The 18,676-nt window shown below is 63.7% G+C and carries 16 protein-coding genes; 1 reads left to right on the top strand and 15 read right to left on the bottom strand.

From position 1 onward, the window contains the following. Positions 1-64 precede the first annotated feature (64 nt). The 15 genes from GS_RS15930 to GS_RS15860 form a co-directional block, all read right to left on the bottom strand. Positions 65-550, bottom strand: coding sequence for an Hcp family type VI secretion system effector (locus tag GS_RS15930; RefSeq protein ID WP_010943794.1), 486 nt, complete (start codon positions 548-550; stop codon positions 65-67). Positions 551-631: 81 nt separating this feature from the next. Then, positions 632-2,116, bottom strand: a complete 1,485-nt coding sequence (gene tssC, locus GS_RS15925) for a type VI secretion system contractile sheath large subunit (RefSeq protein WP_010943793.1) — start codon at positions 2,114-2,116, stop codon at positions 632-634. 10 nt (positions 2,117-2,126) lie between these two features. Next, positions 2,127-2,612, bottom strand: coding sequence for a type VI secretion system contractile sheath small subunit (tssB, locus tag GS_RS15920; RefSeq protein WP_010943792.1), 486 nt, complete (start codon positions 2,610-2,612; stop codon positions 2,127-2,129). A 101-nt stretch (positions 2,613-2,713) separates the two neighbouring features. Next, positions 2,714-4,333 carry an esterase/lipase family protein gene (locus GS_RS15915; RefSeq protein ID WP_010943791.1) on the bottom strand — a complete coding sequence of 540 codons (1,620 nt, stop codon included), beginning with the start codon at positions 4,331-4,333 and terminating at the stop codon, positions 2,714-2,716. Positions 4,334-4,348: 15 nt separating this feature from the next. Then, the gene (locus GS_RS15910; protein ID WP_010943790.1) at positions 4,349-5,377 is read right to left on the bottom strand and encodes a T6SS immunity protein Tli4 family protein; all 1,029 of its coding nucleotides are present in this window, start codon (positions 5,375-5,377) and stop codon (positions 4,349-4,351) included. Then, positions 5,374-6,042 carry a DUF4150 domain-containing protein gene (locus GS_RS15905; protein ID WP_010943789.1) on the bottom strand — a complete coding sequence of 223 codons (669 nt, stop codon included), beginning with the start codon at positions 6,040-6,042 and terminating at the stop codon, positions 5,374-5,376. Before GS_RS15905 ends, GS_RS15910 begins: the two co-directional genes overlap by 4 nt. Beyond that, positions 6,042-7,235, bottom strand: coding sequence for a 3-oxoacyl-ACP synthase (locus tag GS_RS15900; protein WP_010943788.1), 1,194 nt, complete (start codon positions 7,233-7,235; stop codon positions 6,042-6,044). Before GS_RS15900 ends, GS_RS15905 begins: the two co-directional genes overlap by 1 nt. Positions 7,236-7,241: 6 nt before the next feature. Then, positions 7,242-9,611 carry a type VI secretion system protein TssA gene (tssA, locus tag GS_RS15895; protein WP_010943787.1) on the bottom strand — a complete coding sequence of 790 codons (2,370 nt, stop codon included), beginning with the start codon at positions 9,609-9,611 and terminating at the stop codon, positions 7,242-7,244. Between the two features lie 46 nt (positions 9,612-9,657). Further along, a complete protein-coding gene (locus GS_RS15890) occupies positions 9,658-13,122 on the bottom strand; it encodes a type VI secretion protein IcmF/TssM N-terminal domain-containing protein (protein WP_010943786.1) in 3,465 nt (1,154 codons plus the stop codon). A gap of 1 nt (position 13,123) precedes the next feature. Beyond that, positions 13,124-13,882, bottom strand: a complete 759-nt coding sequence (locus GS_RS15885) for a DotU family type IV/VI secretion system protein (protein ID WP_235044923.1) — start codon at positions 13,880-13,882, stop codon at positions 13,124-13,126. 271 nt (positions 13,883-14,153) lie between these two features. Then, entirely contained in the window at positions 14,154-14,522 is a 369-nt protein-coding gene (locus GS_RS15880) for a glutaredoxin family protein (protein WP_010943784.1), read from the bottom strand. Then, on the bottom strand, positions 14,519-15,565 hold the full coding sequence (gene ltaE / locus GS_RS15875) for a low-specificity L-threonine aldolase (RefSeq protein WP_010943783.1): 1,047 nt from the start codon (positions 15,563-15,565) through the stop codon (positions 14,519-14,521). The genes GS_RS15880 and ltaE overlap by 4 nt, the downstream gene beginning before the upstream one ends. Positions 15,566-15,660: 95 nt before the next feature. Then, positions 15,661-16,149: a peptide-methionine (S)-S-oxide reductase MsrA gene (msrA, locus tag GS_RS15870; protein ID WP_010943782.1), complete on the bottom strand. Its 489-nt coding sequence runs from the start codon at positions 16,147-16,149 to the stop codon at positions 15,661-15,663. Between the two features lie 84 nt (positions 16,150-16,233). Further along, positions 16,234-16,995: a tRNA pseudouridine(65) synthase TruC gene (locus GS_RS15865; RefSeq protein WP_235044922.1), complete on the bottom strand. Its 762-nt coding sequence runs from the start codon at positions 16,993-16,995 to the stop codon at positions 16,234-16,236. After that, complete coding sequence (locus GS_RS15860; protein WP_010943780.1) at positions 16,992-17,582, bottom strand: NUDIX hydrolase; 591 nt, start codon at positions 17,580-17,582, stop codon at positions 16,992-16,994. Before GS_RS15860 ends, GS_RS15865 begins: the two co-directional genes overlap by 4 nt. A 113-nt stretch (positions 17,583-17,695) precedes the next feature. Here GS_RS15860 and GS_RS15855 point away from each other — a divergent pair, with 113 nt between their 5' ends. Then, entirely contained in the window at positions 17,696-18,622 is a 927-nt protein-coding gene (locus GS_RS15855) for a PLP-dependent cysteine synthase family protein (protein WP_010943779.1), read from the top strand. The last annotated feature ends 54 nt before the right edge of the window (positions 18,623-18,676 follow it).

Below are 18,676 nucleotides of genomic sequence, written 5' to 3'. Positions count from 1 at the left end.
ATGTTGAGATTATCTGAAAATGCACCCTCCCCGTCGCCGAGGAGGGCATACCATCAGAAAATAACTACTTGGGCACGCTCCAGGAATCCTCAGCCTCGATACCGTTGGGCTCCCAGGTCCACTTGATCTTCTTGTAGGAGAATGCCACCTCTTCCATATGGCCGTAGGGCTCGTTCGCAGGAAGGAGCGTCATGGGCATGTAGGGTTTCATCTCGACCACGATGGCATCCTCAAGGGTGGTGGTGAAATAGTGCTCTTCCAGCCCTTGTTTGTTGATACGGTACCACTTGATCTGCACGTTTTTCATGTGCTCTCCGGTGCAGAGGGCCTGATAGAGTTTCGGCGAACTCTTGTCGAACATCTTGACGATCGACAGGGGGCCATGGACGCGCTTGCCGGTGGGCAGGCCGTCATGGGGATTGCGCGGCATGTGGATGTCGTGCTTCATTTCGTAAAGCTGGATAGTGTTTTCGCGCCCCTGCAGTTCGCAGGAACCGTCGATCTTTCCCTGTTTTTCTCCAGTCAGGGTCATGTGGGCGGGCATTGCCATCTGCTGCTACCTCCTTGTGATGTTAAATTGCGGCCCCTGATGGTCCGCATTGCAGGCACAGTCTCGGATTCTGTCGCGTCCCTACTCTTTATCCAGTTTCCCCACCAGTGACAGCGTGAAGTATGCCCCCATGTACTTGAAGTGAGGGGTGACCTTGAGGCCCACCCGGTACCAGCCCGGTTCGCCCGGGACTTCCTCAACGGTCACTTCGGCCTGGCGCAGGGGACGGCGGCTGCGAACGCCGGGCATGGGGTTGTCCATCTCGGAGACGTACTGACGAATCCACAGATTGAGCTCATTCTCCAGATCGCCCCGTTCCTTCCACGTGCCGATGTGCTCCCGCTGGATCACCTTCAGATAGTGGGCGAGGCGACTGACGATGAACATATAGGGGAGCTGGAGCCCCAGCTTGTAGTTGAGCTCGGCCTCTTTTCCCTCCTTGGAGCTGCCGAAGAATTTCGGTTTCTGGACCGAGTTCGCGGAGAAGAAGGCGGCATTGTCACTGCCTTTTCGCATGGTAAGGGCAATGAACCCTCCTTCGGCCAGCTCGAATTCGCGGCGCTCGCTGATGAGCACTTCGGTGGGGATCTTGGTCTGGATGGCTCCCATTGCCTGGTACTGGTGGAGCGGCAGGTCATGCACCGTTCCGCCACCCTGGGGACCGATGATGTTGGCGCACCAGCGGAAGTTGGCAAAGCTCTCGGTGAGCCGGGTGGCGAAGGCGAAGGCTGCGTTGCCCCAGCAGTAGCGGTCGTGGCTGTCGGAGACCTGTTCTTCGTAGTTGAAACACTTGGCCGGCCTGGTGGCCTCGCCGTAGGGGAGTCGCAGGAGGAACCGGGGCAGGGCCAGTCCCACGTAGCGGGCATCTTCGCTCTCGCGGAACGCTTGCCACTTGGCGTACTGGGGGCCTTCGAGGATCGATGAGATGTCTTTGAGATTCGGCAGGGCGGTGAAGTCATCACAGCCGAAGAACTGGGGAGATGCGGCGGCCATGAAGGGGGCGTGGGCCATCCCGGCTACGGCAGCCAGGCTCTGGAGGAGCTTTATGTCCTGGGCCCCCGGACCGAAGTCGTAGTTGCCGATGATCGCTCCGAACGGCTTACCGCCGAACTGACCGTACTCGGCGGAGTAAACGGTCTTGTAGAGGCCCGATTTGGCCACCTCGGGCGCGTCCTCGAAGTCGTCCAGCAGTTCCTCCTTGGTGGCGTTCAGGAATTCGATCCGGTTGTTTTCCCTGAAGTCGGTTCGATCTACCAGGAAGTGGAGCGAACGCCAGGATGATTCAAGTGCCTGGAACTGGGGGTGGTGGAGGATTTCGTCCATCTGGAGGGAGAGCTTGCGGTCGATTTCGGCGATCATGTCATCAAGCACTGCTTTGGATACCTTCCGGGCTTCGGCTCCCGGCTCCAGAAGCTGGGCCATGAGGGCCGCGACCCCTCTTCTGGTGATAGAGTAAGCTTCGTCGGCCGGTTGAAGTTTAGTGACCCGGACGATATCCTCCAAAAGCGACACGTCAGTCGCACCCTGGTCCTGAAAGGGGGCAGTGCCGTTCATCTCTGAGCTCATTGTTTCCTCCTTACCCTTCGATCCCTATTTCAGCCAGCAGCTTGGCGCGGGCGGCATCGTCAGTGACCAGTTCCTGAATTTTTCTCCGGAAGTCCGGAATGTTGGAGAGGGGAGCCTTCAGCGCCCGCAGTGCCTCGCGCAACTCCAACAGGCGTTTCATCTCCGGGACCTGCTCCACAATGGCCTCCGGGCCGAAATCTCTCAGGGATTCCATTTTCAGCTTCACCGGCAGCTCCTCGTCGGGTGCATCGTAAAGCCGGTTGGAGACGGCGATGTTCAGCATGATTCTCTGGGCCTTCATGACCTCGCTGAAGTTTTCTTTGTCCACTGGCACCGGGTCCCGCTTCTCCACGGGCCGCTCGTCCGGTTGCCCGGTAAAGTCCCCTAACACCAGGATTTTAAGGGGAAGCTCCACTTCCTCGCGCCCTTCGCCATCGGCGGGACGGTAGACGATGTTCACCCGTTCCTTCGGTGCTACGGATGCTTCATTCGACATGTAGTTCTCCTTTTGTGTGTGATGGGAACGTGCCGTCCGTGGCGTGTATCCCGTTGAATTTAGCTTTACCCTTCTGTCAACCGTACTGGTTCAGCCTGCCTTCAATCACCGGCCGGCCCCCCCACCTGTTCCTCGATCCGCTTGATCGCCAGGTTCCAGACGGTGGTGAAGACAATTTTCTTCGCTGTATCCGTCCCATAGATTCCCTGATGGTCGATGGAAAAGAAATCGGCGGGCGAATCCCGACCGATCCGTGCCGTGGGAACCTTCAGGGCCTTGCCCGACGAATCGGGGACGGTGCCGTCGCCGGTGCCGGAGAAGGGTTCCAGGGCGACCACCGCCGTTGCTCCTGCGAAGGTTTCCCGTATTTCGTCGTTACTGTCCACATAGGCCCGGAATGCCCCCTTATTCCTGAACTGGTGGGGCGTAGAATGCACGTGGGGTTCGCGGGTGTAAACGATCCGGTCCGGTGAGTCGAGGGTGGTGGAGTAGAACTGGACCGTGTCGTCGTGGACCCGGGAGCCGAGGTTGTCGTGGAATTCTTCGGCCTCAAGGAGATATTCCTCATAATGATCCCATGATGTTTTGCTCCGATAGCTCTTGGAGCTGCCAGTTGGATTCCCTGGATCGAGCCAGTCCGGGTTCACCATCCGCCAGGGTACGTTGTCTCGGACGCGGTAGATATCCTCGTAGGGGTCGCTCCGGGGAAGGCTCAGGGTACGGCCGTCGGCCCCTGGGTAGGCGAGCCACTGCCGGCTGCCGCTATTGTCCCGGTAATCCTTATTCGGCAGCAGTTGCAGCCCCCCCGGCATGTTCCCCAAGAGCGCCGTCACCTCCTCACCGTCGGTACCGAGGATCCAGGCCGAGGCATACCCCATGGCCCGCCGCTCGAACATCTTCACGGGATTGAGAAACCAATCCCAGATGCTCTTGCGGGGTCCGCCGGCAGGGCGTTCGAACCCGGCTTTCATCCGCCAGTAGGCGGCGGGTGAGCCGGTGGCCGGCTGCACGCCGTGGACGACCCCGAGCACTTTTTCTGCGGCACCGTGGAGCACGCAGGCGGACCGGGCCACGAGCCCTCCCATGGAGTGGGTCACGAGGATAACCCGAGTGCAGAGGCGTTCCAGGGGGCGCCCCGCTTCGTCCCTCAATCCTTTGGCATAGTGGTCGATGGTGGCACCGATATACTCCTTCAGCTTCCTGCCGGCCTCCATGTTGGAGGCGGTCCAGTTGTAGCCGAAGGCGTGGACCGGGAACTCGAAACAGTGTCCCACCGGTTCCTCCCATTGGTGATCGTGAAGTGCCCGCAGGATCGGTCCGTAACTCCCCCACATGACCCCGCCCCAACCCCGTTTGTCGGCTCTCGGGTAGCGTCGCAGGAAACTTTTGTCGAGCTTCGGGTTGTTGGTGTCGACCTCCAGGTAGTCGGGATCGAACTCCGGGCCGACGAGGAGGGCCTTCTTTTTCTTTGCGGAAACGTCGAATCTGCCGTAATTCAAAAACATGAAGCCAGAAGAGTCGGGGTCCCATGCTCTCGTCCCTTGCTTCTTCCCCTTGGCGAACTTCAGTCGGCTTCCCATGATGCCGGGGACGAAGATGATCGGGATCACCTCCCGCTCGATGACGATCCGGTTCTGCACCTCGGTCCTGAGACCCCGTATGGTGTCGAACAGCTCCCACCACTTGATGTCGATCTGGTTGATTTCCGAGGAAATACTCACCCGTGGTTCTCCCCGTTATCTGCCGGTTCCGTACATCGGTTTCAGCGAGTTAAGGATGGCGTCCCAGACCTGGAGCTTTTGCTCCAGTTTGCCATCAGCGCTGTCCATGGTAATGCGTATCTCCGGATACTCTCCGGAATCCTTTCTTCCCCGGTATTCCCATGCGAAGTTCAAGACGGTTTTGTTGCCATCGTTCATTTTGAGAACTTCTTCTTCTCCGTCGAGGCCGGCAACAGTCTTTTTCCTGGAGCGGATTTTGTCGATATCCAAACCGGTGGCGAATCCTGTCGCCATGGCGGCCATGGTCTTTTTGATGAGACCGGCTTCTTCTACCTTGTGCGTCTCCGTTGTCTCGATGTCGATCTCCAACCCCAGCGGGTGCCCCTCGAACCGGGCGGCGGCCGTTTCCTGCTCCAGGTAGGGGAGATTGATGGCACCACGTTCGGTATAGAACCAGTTGCCAGGGGGGAGTTTGAGATCGCCGAAGCGACGAGCTTGATAAGATTTCGCAATCTCGGTCAGATCGTGAAGCATATCCTGCTCGTATTGAACGAGCCCCTTTAATTCCAGCCATGCAGCAGTTTGACCCACATCCATAAGAATCAGCCAATTCCCGTCCTTTGGACTCATTCTGTTGCCGTAGAAGAGGATTCCCCGCGCCCACGCCCCAACACCGGGAAACTCGCGAGTCTCGATGATCACCCGCTCCTTTCCTTTGGGTGGAGTGAGTTTGCCGATCTCTGTCAGGCGCTTCTTCCATGCCTCGTCACGGGCCCGTTCGCGGGGAACGCTGCCGGACCAGGCAAACTCCTCGATCTCCGCGTAGCGGAGCCTCTGCCACTGGTGAACCAGCTTCATCTCCGCCGGCACATCGATGGCGAATCTTCCGATGGGGTAGGTGGTCATCCGTGGTACTCCTTTGTCAGTCGAGGGTTGCGTGCTTTTTTTCTGCGTCCCTTCGCTGCTCGTGCAGGCAAGCAGGGTGACGATCGGCGTGATGAGCAGGAAGAGGAGCGCCCTGCGCAGGGTGGCGGATATGGTCATGTGGTGGTCTCCTCGCGGGGGAGTTTCTTCCGTTCGCGCTCGAAGTCGGCGAACCTCAGGTCGTGGGTCCCCGGCGCGCCGGCGAGGTGGACGTCGTCGCAGTAGCCGTCGGGGTCATCCCCCGGATCGGTCGTTCCCTCCATGGCGTGCCGGGCGGTGAATGAGGGGAATTCGACCCTGCCGCTTTTCAAGTCCGGATGCCTGAAGGAGAAGGTGAACGGTATCCGGTGCCCCTGGTGATCGTCGGCCGCCACGGCTATATTCTCCTGCATCAGAGGCGCCGGCGGGGTGTTCCCCGTGCCGGAGAGGTTGCTGACCATGGGGTCGAGACGGCGGCAGACCGGGCGTCCTTCGAAGAAGACGTTGTTCGAGAAGTTGACGAACTTCGCCTTGCCGCCGGTGACCCCGGAGGCGACGCCGCCGAGGGAGCCCGGCTCATCTCCGCTGCTGCGGCTGAAGACCGAATCCTTCAGCATGACCGGGTGGCCGTCCACGGCCACGGTACTGCTGCCGTTTGCCACATCGACCGACCGGGCGACGTTGGTGTAGGGAATCGGCACCACGGTGTTTCCCACCGGCGTCTTGCAGACGTCGGTGGTGGTGACTACGCCGCCGCTTTCCTTGTGGACGACGGTCTGGCCGTTGACGACAAGCGTTGCTCCCATCAGGTTACTCTTTCGTTCGTTTTCGCCTGCCGCTCCCGCCGCCACCGGTTAAGGGCATGGCGATCGGCGAAGTCCCCCTGATCGAGACAGAGTACCCGTGTCTCTCCTCCGTCATCGGAGGAACAGAGGGCGACCTGCTCCCCGTTGGCGAGGTCCTTGGCAAGAGCTGCGACGGCGACGACGGTCTGCACCACGCCGAGGGCCGCGCCGCATTCCCCGACGGAGAAGGCGGGGAGCCACAGTTGCCGCTCCCGGTGTGAGGGGCCGAAAACCCGTTCTTCGGTCACGGCCCATCCCAGCGCACGCTGCCGTTCGCCGTTCAGGTCGGCGACGACCAGCCCCATCTCTCCACCGGTGGTGGGAAGTCCATCGAAGGCCTGAAAAAACGCTTCGGTGAGCCCCCTCCCCTGCGAAGGGCGGCCTCCGGTGCGGGGAGCGGGATCAATGCCGTGGCCCCGTGATGAGACGAACGCGTAGATGGGGGCGCCCCGCTTCCGTGCCGACTCTTCCCGCTCCAGGAGGATGGCTCCGGCCGCCTCTCCGGGGATGATCCCCTCGGGGTTCGGCCCGCTCAGAAGTCTGCCGGCCGCCAGGAGTTCTTCGAGCACCGGCAGGAAGCAGAGGGAGTCGACGGCGGCGACGAGCGCCCGCGGACATCTCCCCTCTCTGAGGGCCTTCGCCGCCTCGGCTACCCGGTCAAGAAAGAGGCAGCGTCCGGAGCCTGCCTCCCGGCCAACCGGTAGATGCTCCATCGGAGAGAGGAGGGGAAGAATGTCCGCCGGACAGGGAATTGCCCCGACTTCTTCCGAAGGGATCCCATTGATGATCCATGCCGGCACCGCGTCGCCAGGGGAGGGTGAAAGGCCGCTGGTGGCCTCCCGGAGCGCCGGTGCCAAGAGCGCCAGACTTCGCTCGCTCCCGGTCAGGCCGAACCGCACGCCTTCCCCCGAAACCCGGCTGATCGTCGCACCACGCAGGGCGGTGCCGTCGGGGGCGTCGGCCACCAGAACCGTTTCGTGCCAGGCGAAGTGGCTGCGGTTGCGGATCACGGCTGACACGGAGCGCCAGGACGTAACTCCCATGGGGGTCACGAGGCCGAAACCGGTCACGGCGATCCGCCCGCCGGTTCCGGATTTTTGGGCCCTGGTTTTGGAGCCTTTTCCGCAAGCAATCGATTCGCAATCCTGTTCCATCGTTATCTACCCCTTCGTCAGTCGCACCATCTCCACCGGATCGAGGCGGGCGATCCGGTGGAGGGCATCGGCGGCCTTTTCCTTGAAGCGGGGCTCGATCTGGGAATCGAAGCCGGCCCAGGCGAGCTTCAGCCCCCGCAGGGCCAGGGCCGGGTCGTACTCTTCGAGGCCGAAGGCCTCGATGTCCGCCACGACCTGCTCTAGATGGGGGAGCGCCAGCTTGGCCCGATTGGTGTTCACAAGGAGTTGGGCCAGGGCGAGACGCCAGTGGAGCCTCTCCTTGCGGGAGGCGCCGTTGCCGAGTTGTTTCTGGAACCGCTCCACCGCCTCCAGGAGTTTGCCGTCCCGAATGAGAGCCTGGGCCTCTTCCACCTCCCGGGCAATGGCCGCGGCGCGGCCGTCGTTATGACCCACCGCAGGGCAGTCTGCAACGGATGCCCCGCGCTGTGCGAGCCCCGTGAGCCACTGGCGGGTTTCCGGGGCGGCAAAGGGAGTGCCGTCGGCAAAGGTCAGGTCAGGAAGGGCCGGAAGCCGACCCACAAAGGCGGCCGTCTCCGCGCAGACCGCTTCGCGGGCGGCGGCAAAGCGGTCGCCGAGGCGGCAGAGAGCCTTGGCGGTGAGCCGGCTCAGATCGAGCCAGAAGATGAACTGGGGAAGCCGCGCCTCAGCCGCCTTCAGGAGCGCCTCGCCGTCTCCGTGGCTGGCCAGTTCCTGGAGAAGGGTCAGCACCTGCCGCTCGGGAGGAGGGATTCGGGTACGTCCGTTTATCGACGGCGGGAGCTCGGTTACCTTCCCCCAGGCGGCAAGGCGGGAGAGCCGATAGGATACGGGGGCCGCGGGATCCTGCTGGATGAGGGCGCCGGCCGCCTCCCCCACCTGGCGAAGCGCTTCCTCCAGCATCTGAAGGGAGGAGCCAGTGGCAATCGCCTGACAGGGGGGCTCCACGGCGGGGGCGGCGGTTTGACGGGGCGGAGCGAATAGGCCAGTGGCGGGAGCCTCGGCTTGAGCCGGCGTAGCAACCACGGCTTCGGGGGCCGTTTCTTCTCCGCCTTCCGGCGCCATGTCCGCCAGTAGTTGCCTCAGTTTCGTAAGGGAGGGGGCATCCTCCAGGCGCTCTCCCAGAAAGCGGTCTATGGCGCCAAGGGTTTCCAGCACAATGCCGTGTTGCTCAGGGGGAAGGGACCAGTTTCCCTGATGATGCAGGGCGATCACGGTCCGATCCAGCCACCACTCCACCGATCGTTGGCGCCCCCGTGTGCGGGTGGGGTAGAGGGTGCACCAGAACCGTTCCAGGAGATCGCGCCAGACAGTGAGCCCCAGAGCGAGGCCGTCACCCCCGCGGGTCTGGACGAGTCCCACTGCCAGGTAGCTCGCCACAAGGAGGTCTTTGGACCGGGTGGCGAGGATGTCGGCTGCCATATGTACCACCCGTTCCCAGTCGACGGCACCGGCCACGGCGGGGGAGGTGAGCTTGTCAACCTCCGCCTGGAGCGCGTCGAAGAGGGGATCGTAGCGAATATCCTCGCCGGCCGGCCGTTCGGGGCACACCGGTTCTTTTCCGATAGATGCAATGTCCAAGGCGTGCCCCGTTCCGATGCTGTCGTGCCATCCTCCTGCCTCCGGCGCGGACCAGAGGTGGAGAAAATCCCCCGGGGCCAGGGCCCGCCGGAAGGAGGCGAGAAAGGAGTGTTCCAGGTTGCCGCCCATGAAAAGGGTGTGGGGGACTCCTTTGACGGTCCTCTTGGTCAGGAGGTGCCAAAGGCTTACCAGGGTGATTTTGTCATGCACCGGCCCCCGGTCGAGTCTGACGGAAAACTCTTCCCGGCCGGAATGTTCGGCGACCAGTCGTTCGAGACTGGGGATGTCCAGGAAGGATGCATAGGGATCAAGGGGGGAACCGAGCCGGTTCAGGCCGCGGCGCCGTTCCGCCAGCTCGTCCCAGTCCGACCCGGGGGGGCGAACCCTTCGGAGTTCTTCACCCACGTGCTTCAGACCATCAAAGGAATGCGTCGCCAAGTACTCGATCTGGCACCATGACGGTTCACAAGCAAAAGGGAGCAGGTCCCACTGCTCTTCCCATCCCTCAAGGGGGCCGCTTCCCATGATGAGCAGCGGATAGGAGCGGCCGAGGCTGTCGCTGGAGAGCCGGACCACTCCAAGGACAAGGGAATCCCGGCCGAACCCGCGGGCCCAGAAGCGCCAGGAGCAGAACGGCATTGTCGCTTCGTGCCGACTGATGAGATGCCGGTACCCGTTCTCCACCCATGCGGCCAATCCTTCGACAAAGGGAGAATCCTCACCGAGCCGAAAATAGTCAGCTGCGGCAGGATGTTTGCCGAAGGCAGACCAGCGCCAGCACGGATCAACGGAGGGCATCAGTTCCGCTCCTTGTTCCTGCGATACAGCCACAGAGAGTGTGGCCCTACCAGCACCGGGCGATCATCCGTGGAGCCGTGGCTCCGGCCATGGCGCCGCCCTGCCTGATCACCTGCTGACTGCCGGTGAACTGGTAGCTTACCCGGATTGAGGTGATCCCCATGCGAGCCAGCGCATCTTTCTCGCCGGGAAACTCTCCGGCCGCAAACGTGCGATGCCCGCTGGCGAACTCGCGTAGAAAGTCCGGGAATGCCTGGGGTCCAGCATATCGCTTTGTGAGTACCTGGTCGCCCGCCTCAATCTGGAAGATCACGTCGCCGCAGCTGTCGGGCGACCAGTAAAAGGTCTTGCCGGCAGGAAAGTTGTGGTTCGCGAGAGCCTGGGCTTGCCCGGCGCACTGGAGCTCCAATCGCGTGCCGTGCGGCTTGATCCGGGCCTCGGGGTTCGCATCGGTGGGAAGTCCCTTGATTGCTACGGTATAGTTCGACTGCCGGCCGGATGCCATGGCATTGAGCTGTGCCCCTTTGCCCAAAAAGGCGAAGAGGGATCCCTCCAGCGGCAGCGCTCCGCCCAGTGCCTGCCGGGGGGCGTACCCCGCTGCCGTGCCCCGGACAAAGGGGGCGGCCGGGCCCTTCACGAAGCGCCAGGCAAGGCCATCGGCGCCCAGCAGCATTGGCCCCGCCTGTTGGGGGGGCATGCCCAGGGTGGGGGCGAGGACCTGCTCCTCCCAGAGGGTCTGGAGCTGGCAACCGGCTTCGCGCCTGACATATCCCCAGAGAAAATCGAGGGGACCGGTGACGAGGCGCCAGAAGGCGTCGTCGGCACCGGCGCCGGCGATATCCCGCTTCAGCCGTGCGGCCGCATTCCAGGCTGCATGGAATGGGGTTTTCCCCGTGGCGGGATCATCGGTGAAGGTCTGGGATGCCAGTTGGAAGGCCTGCTGCCGCGATGATGCGGCTGGAGCGATGGCCGCCAGGGCTGCCTGGTATTCCTGCCAGCTGCGCGATGCCATGAAGGTCGGATCGATGGTGCTGGCCGCAGCCTCGTTTCCCAGCCTCCTGCGGATGGAGGCCATGAGGCGACGGCTTTCGGCGGTGACGTTGGCTGCTGCATCGTGCGAGACGGCTCCCCCGGTTCGCGCAATCTGGAATGCGAAGAGCTGTGCTGCAAAGGGAGGGAGTCCCTCCGTGCCCGCCAGGGTGTGCAACTCCTGGGTCATCCGGGTGATGAACGCGAAGTACGGACCGTGCTCGGTCGCCATCCGGGTAGCGGCCTGCTGCCACTCGCCGCTGCCCCGAAGCCTCTCGGCGCCGCGGGGGAATGAGGCTGCGAATCCCTGCCACGCCTGCAGGCACAGGGCCCGGTACCAGGGGACGAACCCTGCCCGTGCCTTCGCCAGAAGTCGTGAGTCGCCCACCGCGGTCTCCAGTTCGCGCATGAGCCCGTCAATCCGGTCTTTACCCTTGCCGGTGAAGGACGGGGTGATCGTCGGCTCATCCGGGGCCGGCACGCTTCCTCCCCAGAACTCCGCCAGGGTTACGGGTGATAGCCCCCCATGACGGTCAACCCAGGGGGCGAGCCAGGAAAGGCTGTCGGTTTTGAGCGCGAGGGACCGCCTGAGCCAGCCCTGGAGCTGGGCCGCCTCGCGGGCCAAGTCGGGAGAGTCGGATCGCCATGCAAGATAGTGGAGATAGAGCTCTCCGAACCGCTTGTGCGCGTCGGCGACCGACGGCGTCTCAGCGGCCATGAACGACAGGGACGCCGGCTGAGGGAGGGCGCGCAGTTCATCGAGCCCCCTGCCTGCCCGGCTGGCGGTAAGGATGTTGATCCGTCGCGTCAGGTGGATGGCGTACCGGGCAAAGAGTTCGTCCGGCGTGGCCGCGGAGAGACCGTTCAGCTCTTCGGCCAGGTGACGGTCATAGGGGGCGAGAAAGCCATCCCGGAACTGGTTGCAGAACTTGTCCTTGAGAACAGCTTCAACCCGCCGGCTTTCATTAAGGCCGAACCGGGGCACCCACCAGGCGCGATTCTGCTCTTCCACGCGCAGAATCCCCTGGCGAAGGCTCTCCAGGACCAGGAGATTATTCACCGGATCAGCATTGATGGGCGGCGTCCGTTCGAATTGGCGCGATACCTCGCGAATGGTGGCCATGTTCTTCACGAAGGAAAACGACAAGAGGCCACACAGGGCCAGCCCCACCAGCAGCCAGGAGAGGAGCCCGAGGTTGCCGGTGACGGTGCGCCACTGGACAGACCGTTGTGTCGGGGTCAGGAGTGCCCGGTCGGCGGGAAGGACCCGGGCAAAGAAGTCGTGGAGGAAGATGCCACGGCTGGTGTCGGGGAGCGGTTGGGGCCCGGCAACGGTGCCCAGTGTCCCGCTGAACCGGGAACGGGGGCTGCCGGCCTGACGGCCGCTGGCGAAGAACACCCCTCGCAGCAACGGGGTTTCCTGATAGGGGTTTTCGCGGAACGTCCCTTCCATGAACGCGGTGAGCCCTTCGCGGAGCCCTGCGAATTCCTCGGGGAAAAAGGCGAGAGCCGGCGTCGCGTCGCGGGCTTCGGGCCGGTGGAGGATCTGGAGCCTGAGACTTCTGAGTCGCTCGGTTACCGTCTCCATGGTCCTGGCCGTGAACGAGCCCACGTTGGCGGTCAGATCTCGGTTGATCATGCCCATGGGCTGGCGCAGCGCCTTTTCCGGCAGAAGTTCGGCGAAGCAGTTCATCCCTTCGATAAGGTCACACTTGGTTACGAGCACGTAAACCGGTACCCGCACCCCCAGGGCGCGCATCAGTTCATCCACCCGGCGGCGCATGGTACGCCCCTCCTCGGCGTTTTCCTCCCGTCCGCCGGCAAGGAGTCGGTCTGCCGCCACGGTCAGGACGAGACCGTTCAGGGGTTCGCGTCTCCGGTGCCTGACCAGCAGCGCCAGGAGCTTCTGCCATTCGTCCCGGTCCCGCTCCCCGTTGACCGGCACGGCGTAACGGCCCGCCGTGTCGAGCACGACGGACTCTTCGAAGAACCACCAGTCGCAGTTGCGCGTACCGGCATCATCGGCGGACCGTCGGGAATCGGTGTAGGGAGAGGGGAGACGGGCGCTGGCAAGGCTCGTGCTCTTGCCGGAACCGCTCTCGCCGATGACCAGGTACCAGGGGAGCACGTAGAGGGGGTTGCCCCGTCGCTTGAGGTGCGAGCCTCTGAGGGCTCCCACCCCTTCTTTCCACTGTTGAGCGAGCTGGTCCAGATGCGTACGGCTTCCGTCTGACAGGGTGGAGAGGGTGTCTTTTTCCTGCTCGATAACCTCCCTGACGAAGTGTCGCTCCCGGCGCCGCAGCAGTAGGGACCGCAGCAGTATGGCCCCCGCTGCGATTCCGGCAAGGAGCAGCAACAGGCAGAAGGTCACCCACCAGGGCCAGTCGAGCGCCAGGACGATCCCGGCCACCAGGAATACCGTGAGCACGACGACACTCGCCAGCAGCAGCCATTTCAGCGATTTCATCATCCGTTCGCTCATTTCAGTATGGTACCGTCCTCAGGAACGTGTCACCCACGCCCGTGAGCGTGAAGCGGTAGGCCAGGAGCAGAATCAGGAACAAGGCCACCGGCACAGCTGCCACGGCAACCAGGAACGCCCGGCTTCCCTGCCCGCGTCCGGGGCGGACGGTTGCCGGTGCCGGCCCCGACGGCCATGCCTCGGGAAAGAGTTCGGTCCGTTCCAGAGAGGGAAGTCCTACCGAACTTCCCATCAGCAGTTTCAGCTGGGCGGTTTTCAACTGTTCCAGGTGGTACTCGTCGCCAGGCTTGCAGTATTTGCCGGTAAAGCCGAAGGCCAGGCAGAGATAGAACACTTCCCGCACCTCCCGCTGATTGAGCCCGAGCGCCGTGAGCCTGGTGAAGAATTCCTCCCCCGCGTCGGTGGTGGCGTAGTGGATGCGCTGGAGTTGTTCCTTCAGCCAGGTGTTTTTTTCTTCCCATGATGAGGAGAGAATCGCTTCGTCGATCCAGGCGCAGACGGCGAAGCGCGCCAGGTCGAATTCCTCCCCGTCGAGCCCTTCGCTGCGGGCTGCGGCATCCGCCGTCGCCATGAACCGTTCGATTTCACAGCGAATTTCTCCGTAGGGGGGCTGTCGGACCCCGATGGTCCGGAGGGAGTGGTTCAGGTAGGCCATAACGTCTGTGAAGCAGTCGGTCAGATGCATGGATGGATAAACCTCTCTGCCGGCCGCTGCTGTGCGACGGCCGAAGGCAGGATCGAACCCGGCATCGATGGGCATGACGGGGCATGGACGCACGGCGGTACCGTTAAGCACTCCGGCTACCGTGAGTCACCGTTCGCTGTGATGGGAAATGCCAGGAAAGGTCTGATTCCGGGTGAATCGCGCGGGCCGCCGTCCTAGCGGATGGGAATGAGTCCGGTCTCCTCTGTCATGAGAATTGCCGAAACAATAAAAGAGCTCACATTAAAAGTCAATAAAAAGCTGTGGGGGTTTTCGTCGAATAACAAGGGGTTGGGTTGCTGCGATGTGTGCGAGGCGCACGGGGTGCTCACGGCCGGGAGGAGCGAATGTCCGCCAGGGCGCGTTCGATGGCAGGAATGTCGCAGCCGTCGATAACCTTCTTTCCTCCATCGAGGACTACCATGGGTACGATCTCGCCGCCGTAGCGCTCGCGCCACTCCCGGAACGCGGCGCGGTCGCGGCGGATGTCGCGGCAGGTGTAGGGGATGCCCTTTTCGGTGAAAAACCTTTCCACCTCATCGCAGTAGGGTCAGCCTTCACCGACGAAGATGACCACTGAGGGGTTACGGGATTCGGCTGTCCGGCCGGGCTTGTCCGGGGCGGAATGGAGCAGTGCCGGTGTGAGCGCCACGGTAGCGGCAAGGACAAGCATGGCTGTGAGACTGCGGACCATCATGACGATGCTCCCGGTTGCATCTCGCCGTGGCCGGCGAAGAATGCGCCGAATGCCGCGATAACCCGTTCCACGTCCGAAGAGGTTACGTCAAGGTGGGTGACGAGACGGATACTTTCCCGGCCGGAGATGAGAATTCCCTGTTCGTTGAGAAATGAGGCGAGCCGGTCCGCCGTCCGGAGAGGGAGGCACAGGAATACCATGTTGGTCTGGACCTGGGACGGGTCAAGGCCCAGCCCCGGGATGGCGGCCAACCCCTCGGCCAAGCGGCGGGCGTTGGCATGGTCCTCGGCGAGCCGGTCAACGTTTTCGGTCAGCGCCAGGATGCCGGCGGCCGCCAGGATGCCGGCCTGGCGCATGCCTCCTCCGACCGCCTTGCGCCACCGGCGGGCCGTGGCGACGAACTCCCTTCCCCCGCAGAGCAGCGACCCCACCGGGGCGCCGAGCCCCTTGGAGAGGCAGACCGACACCGAATCCACGTGACCGGCGATCTCGCGGACCGGTACGCCGAGCTTTACGGCGGCATTGAAGATGCGGGCACCGTCCATGTGCAGGCCAAGGCTCTGCTCGTTGCAGAGCCGTCTGGCGCGTGCCAGGTAGTCCAGGGGAAGAACCCGCCCGGCATGGGTGTTTTCCAGGCAGAGGAGCCGGGTGCGGGCGAAGTGGAGGTCGTCCGGCTTGATGGCGGCGGCCACGGCTGAGAGATCGAGGGTCCCGTCGGGTTCCACCTCCAGGGGCTGGGGCTGGATGCCCCCCAAAGCGGCGGCACCGCCCCCTTCGTAGCGATAGCAGTGGGCGGTCTGGCCGGCAATGTATTCGTCACCACGCCGGCAGTGGGCCAGGAGAGCCAGAAGATTGGCCTGGGTACCGCTGGCGGTGAACAGGGCCGCTTCCGTGCCGAGCGTGGCGGCGCCCAGTTCCTCCAGCCGGTTCACGGTCGGGTCTTCGCCATAGACGTCGTCCCCTACCTCGGCTCCCGCCATGGCGGCGCGCATGGCAGGGCTCGGCCGGGTAACGGTGTCGCTGCGCAGGTCAATGATGTTCATGGGATCCTCGTGGGATGGGGATAGTGTGCGTGCGTCGGGTCATTTGCCCGTGGGCGGGAGTTCACGCGCCGGGCTCGCGGAGAATATCCGCCGGCCTACCAGCGGCAACTGCCGCCGCCCCGTTTTTCCAGGTAGTGCTGGTGGTATTCCTCGGCCCACCAGAAGGTGGCAGCCGGAACGATCTCGGTAACGATGGGGCGGGCATGGCGCCCGGAACGCTGCTCGTGCTCTAGGGAGGCCCGGGCCGCCCGCTCTTGGTCCGGCGAGTGGTAAAAGATGACGGAGCGGTAGTTGGTGCCGATGTCGGGGCCCTGCCGGTTGAGCTGGGTCGGGTCGTGGCAGTCCCAGAAGACCCGCAGCAGGTGGTCATAGGTGACGGCGGCGGGGTCAAAGGTCACCTCCACCACCTCGGCGTGGCCGGTGGTCTTGGAGCAGACCTCCTCGTAGGTGGGGTGTTCCTTCCATCCCCCCATATATCCCGCCAGGGTTGAGACGACTCCGGGCACGCGGCGGAACTCCTCTTCCACATGCCAGAAACAGCCGGCCCCGAAGGTAGCCTTCTCAAGACTCGTATTCTCTCCCATGACATGTACCTCCCTGCCTGAAAAGAGTAACACAGCGCGCAATGGTTGTCCCTGCGCGTACCATACGCGCCGCCACGGCAAAAATCAAGGCGGCGCAGGCATGCCCGGCCGCCCGCGACCGGTCGCCGCAGCCAGCCAGCCGAGGCGATCCAGGAGGCGGGCGAGCTCCCGGTCCGGCGGTGCGGCGATGGTCAGGGTTTCTCCGCTTGCGGGATGCGGCAGCGAAAGCTCCGCGGCATGGAGCAGGAGACGGCCGCAGCCGAACTCTTCCCGGAAGAAGCGGTTGTGGCGCCCTTCGCCGTAGGTGGTGTCGCCGATGATCGGGTGGAAGATGTGCTTCATGTGGCGCCGCAGCTGGTGGCGGCGGCCGGTGTGGGGTGTTAGTTCCGCAAGTGAGTAGCGGGAGGAGGCATAGCGCCCCGTTACCACGGGCAGTTCTGCTTCCGCGAGTCGCCGGAAAACGGTGACCGCCGGCTGAGGCGCTGCTGGTGAGCTCTTCGCACCGTCCAGCCGGTCCGGTTCTTCGCTCAGGGAGTGGTCAATGATTCCCTCCGGCGGGACAATCCCCCGGGTGACCGCCAGGTAGGTCTTGTTCACCCGGCCGCCGGCGAAGGCATCGCCGAGCGAACGGGCCGTTGCCGGGTCCAGGGCGAACACCAGGACGCCGGAGGTGGGCTTGTCGAGGCGATGAACGGGATAGACCCGGCGGCCGAGGAGGTCGCGCACCTCCTGGAGGGCGAAACGGGTTTCATGGCGGTCGATGGGGCTTCGGTGCACCAGGAGCCCGGCCGGCTTGTGCACGGCCACCAGGTATTGGTCGCGAAAGAGGATCTCCACGGCGCTCATCCCCGTGCCTTGCCGAGGAGGGCCAGGAACTGCATCACGAGCCGGTAGGTGATCCCCCACAGGACCGGCTTTCCTGACACGGGAAGGATGATGGCCGGTCGCTCGAAGGGTTCGCCGCCGAAGCGGACCGGCGCAGTTACGTGGCGGGCGGGATCGCACAGTGCCTCCAGGGAGACCCAGAAGGCGTCGCGGACCTCGCCGCCCGGGTGAAGGGAAAGTGCTCCGGTCACACCGTAGACGAAGCAGGACACCCGGATCGGCAGGTGGGCCCCCTCGATATCGGCAAGCCGACCCAACAGGCGGGCCGAGGCCAGGTCAACGCCCAGTTCCTCCCGAGTCTCCCGTTCGGCGGCGGCACGGGGACCGGCATCGCCCGCCTCTACCTTGCCGCCCGGAAACCCCAGGTCGCCGGACCAGGGATCGCCATCGTGGGGGGAGCGCTCGATGAAGAGGATCGACACCTCGCTGGCGTCCCGGCGCAAGATCAGCGCCACGGCTGCAGGGGTATAAGCGGCGGCGGCCGGCCGGTTTTCCCCTCCGGAGTCCTTCAAGGTGCGTTCGATCTCGTCAAGGGTCGGGTTCGTCATGGGGATTTCCTGGCGGCAAAAGCCGAGGTGGCTCGCGAATGTTGTTTTTTGCGGCATGTTCGTATAGCATGAGGGGGCATTAAGCACCTTTTTCCGTTTAGAGGAATCCTGCCATGGAGCATCCCCCTTTTTCGCTTGCCGGCAGCATCGGCGCCACCCCCCTCGTTGAGCTGCGACACCTGAACCCGAATCCGCGGGTTCGCATCCTGGCCAAATTGGAGGGGAATAACGTGGGCGGTTCCGTCAAGGACCGTCCGGCTCTCTACATGCTGGCCAAGGCGGAGGAGTCCGGCGAGTTGGTGCCGGAGAAGACCATCCTCGAGCCGACCTCCGGCAATACCGGCATCGCTCTGGCCATGCTCGGCACGGTCAAGGGATACCGGGTCAAGCTCGTGATGCCCGCCTGCGTAAGCCTTGAACGGCGCGCCGTGCTGGAGGCCTATGGCGCCGAGTTGGTCCTCTCTCCCCACGACGAGGCCACCGACGGAGCCATCCGGCTGGCCCACCGCATCCTGGAAGAGGAGCCGGACCGCTACTACATGCCCAACCAGTACGCCAATCCCAACAATCCCCTGGCTCACTATGAGACCACTGCGCCTGAGATTTTCCGGGACACCGGCGGTGCCGTCGACTTCTTCGTGGCCGGCATGGGGACGGGCGGCACCTTGATGGGAACGAGCCGCTATTTCCGGGAGAAGAAGCCTTCCGTGCGCATCGTGGGCGTGGAGCCGCGATTGGGGCACAAGGTGCAGGGGCTCAAGAACATGCAGGAAGCCATCGTGCCTCCCATCTACCACCCCGAGGCCCTGGACCTGAAGCTGACGGTCCATGACGAGCCGGCCTTCGACACGGCCCGTGAGCTGGCCGCCCGCGAGGGCCTTTTCGTGGGGATGTCCAGCGGCGCCGCCGTGGCGGGTGCCGTCCAGGTGGCACGGGATGCCCCGGCAGGCAGCACCATCGTAGTGCTCCTGCCGGACCGGGGGGACCGCTATCTCAGCACGGTCCTGTTCCGGTCGGTTTGCGGCAAGTGCCCTCCCTGAGAGGCGCATGTGCCTGACGTTGCACCACCAGCCCGCATCCCGCGGGCTTTTTCA

The sequence above is a fragment of the Geobacter sulfurreducens PCA genome (assembly GCF_000007985.2).
Taxonomy (GTDB): domain Bacteria; phylum Desulfobacterota; class Desulfuromonadia; order Geobacterales; family Geobacteraceae; genus Geobacter; species Geobacter sulfurreducens.
This window is presented reverse-complemented; position numbering and strand designations above follow the sequence as displayed.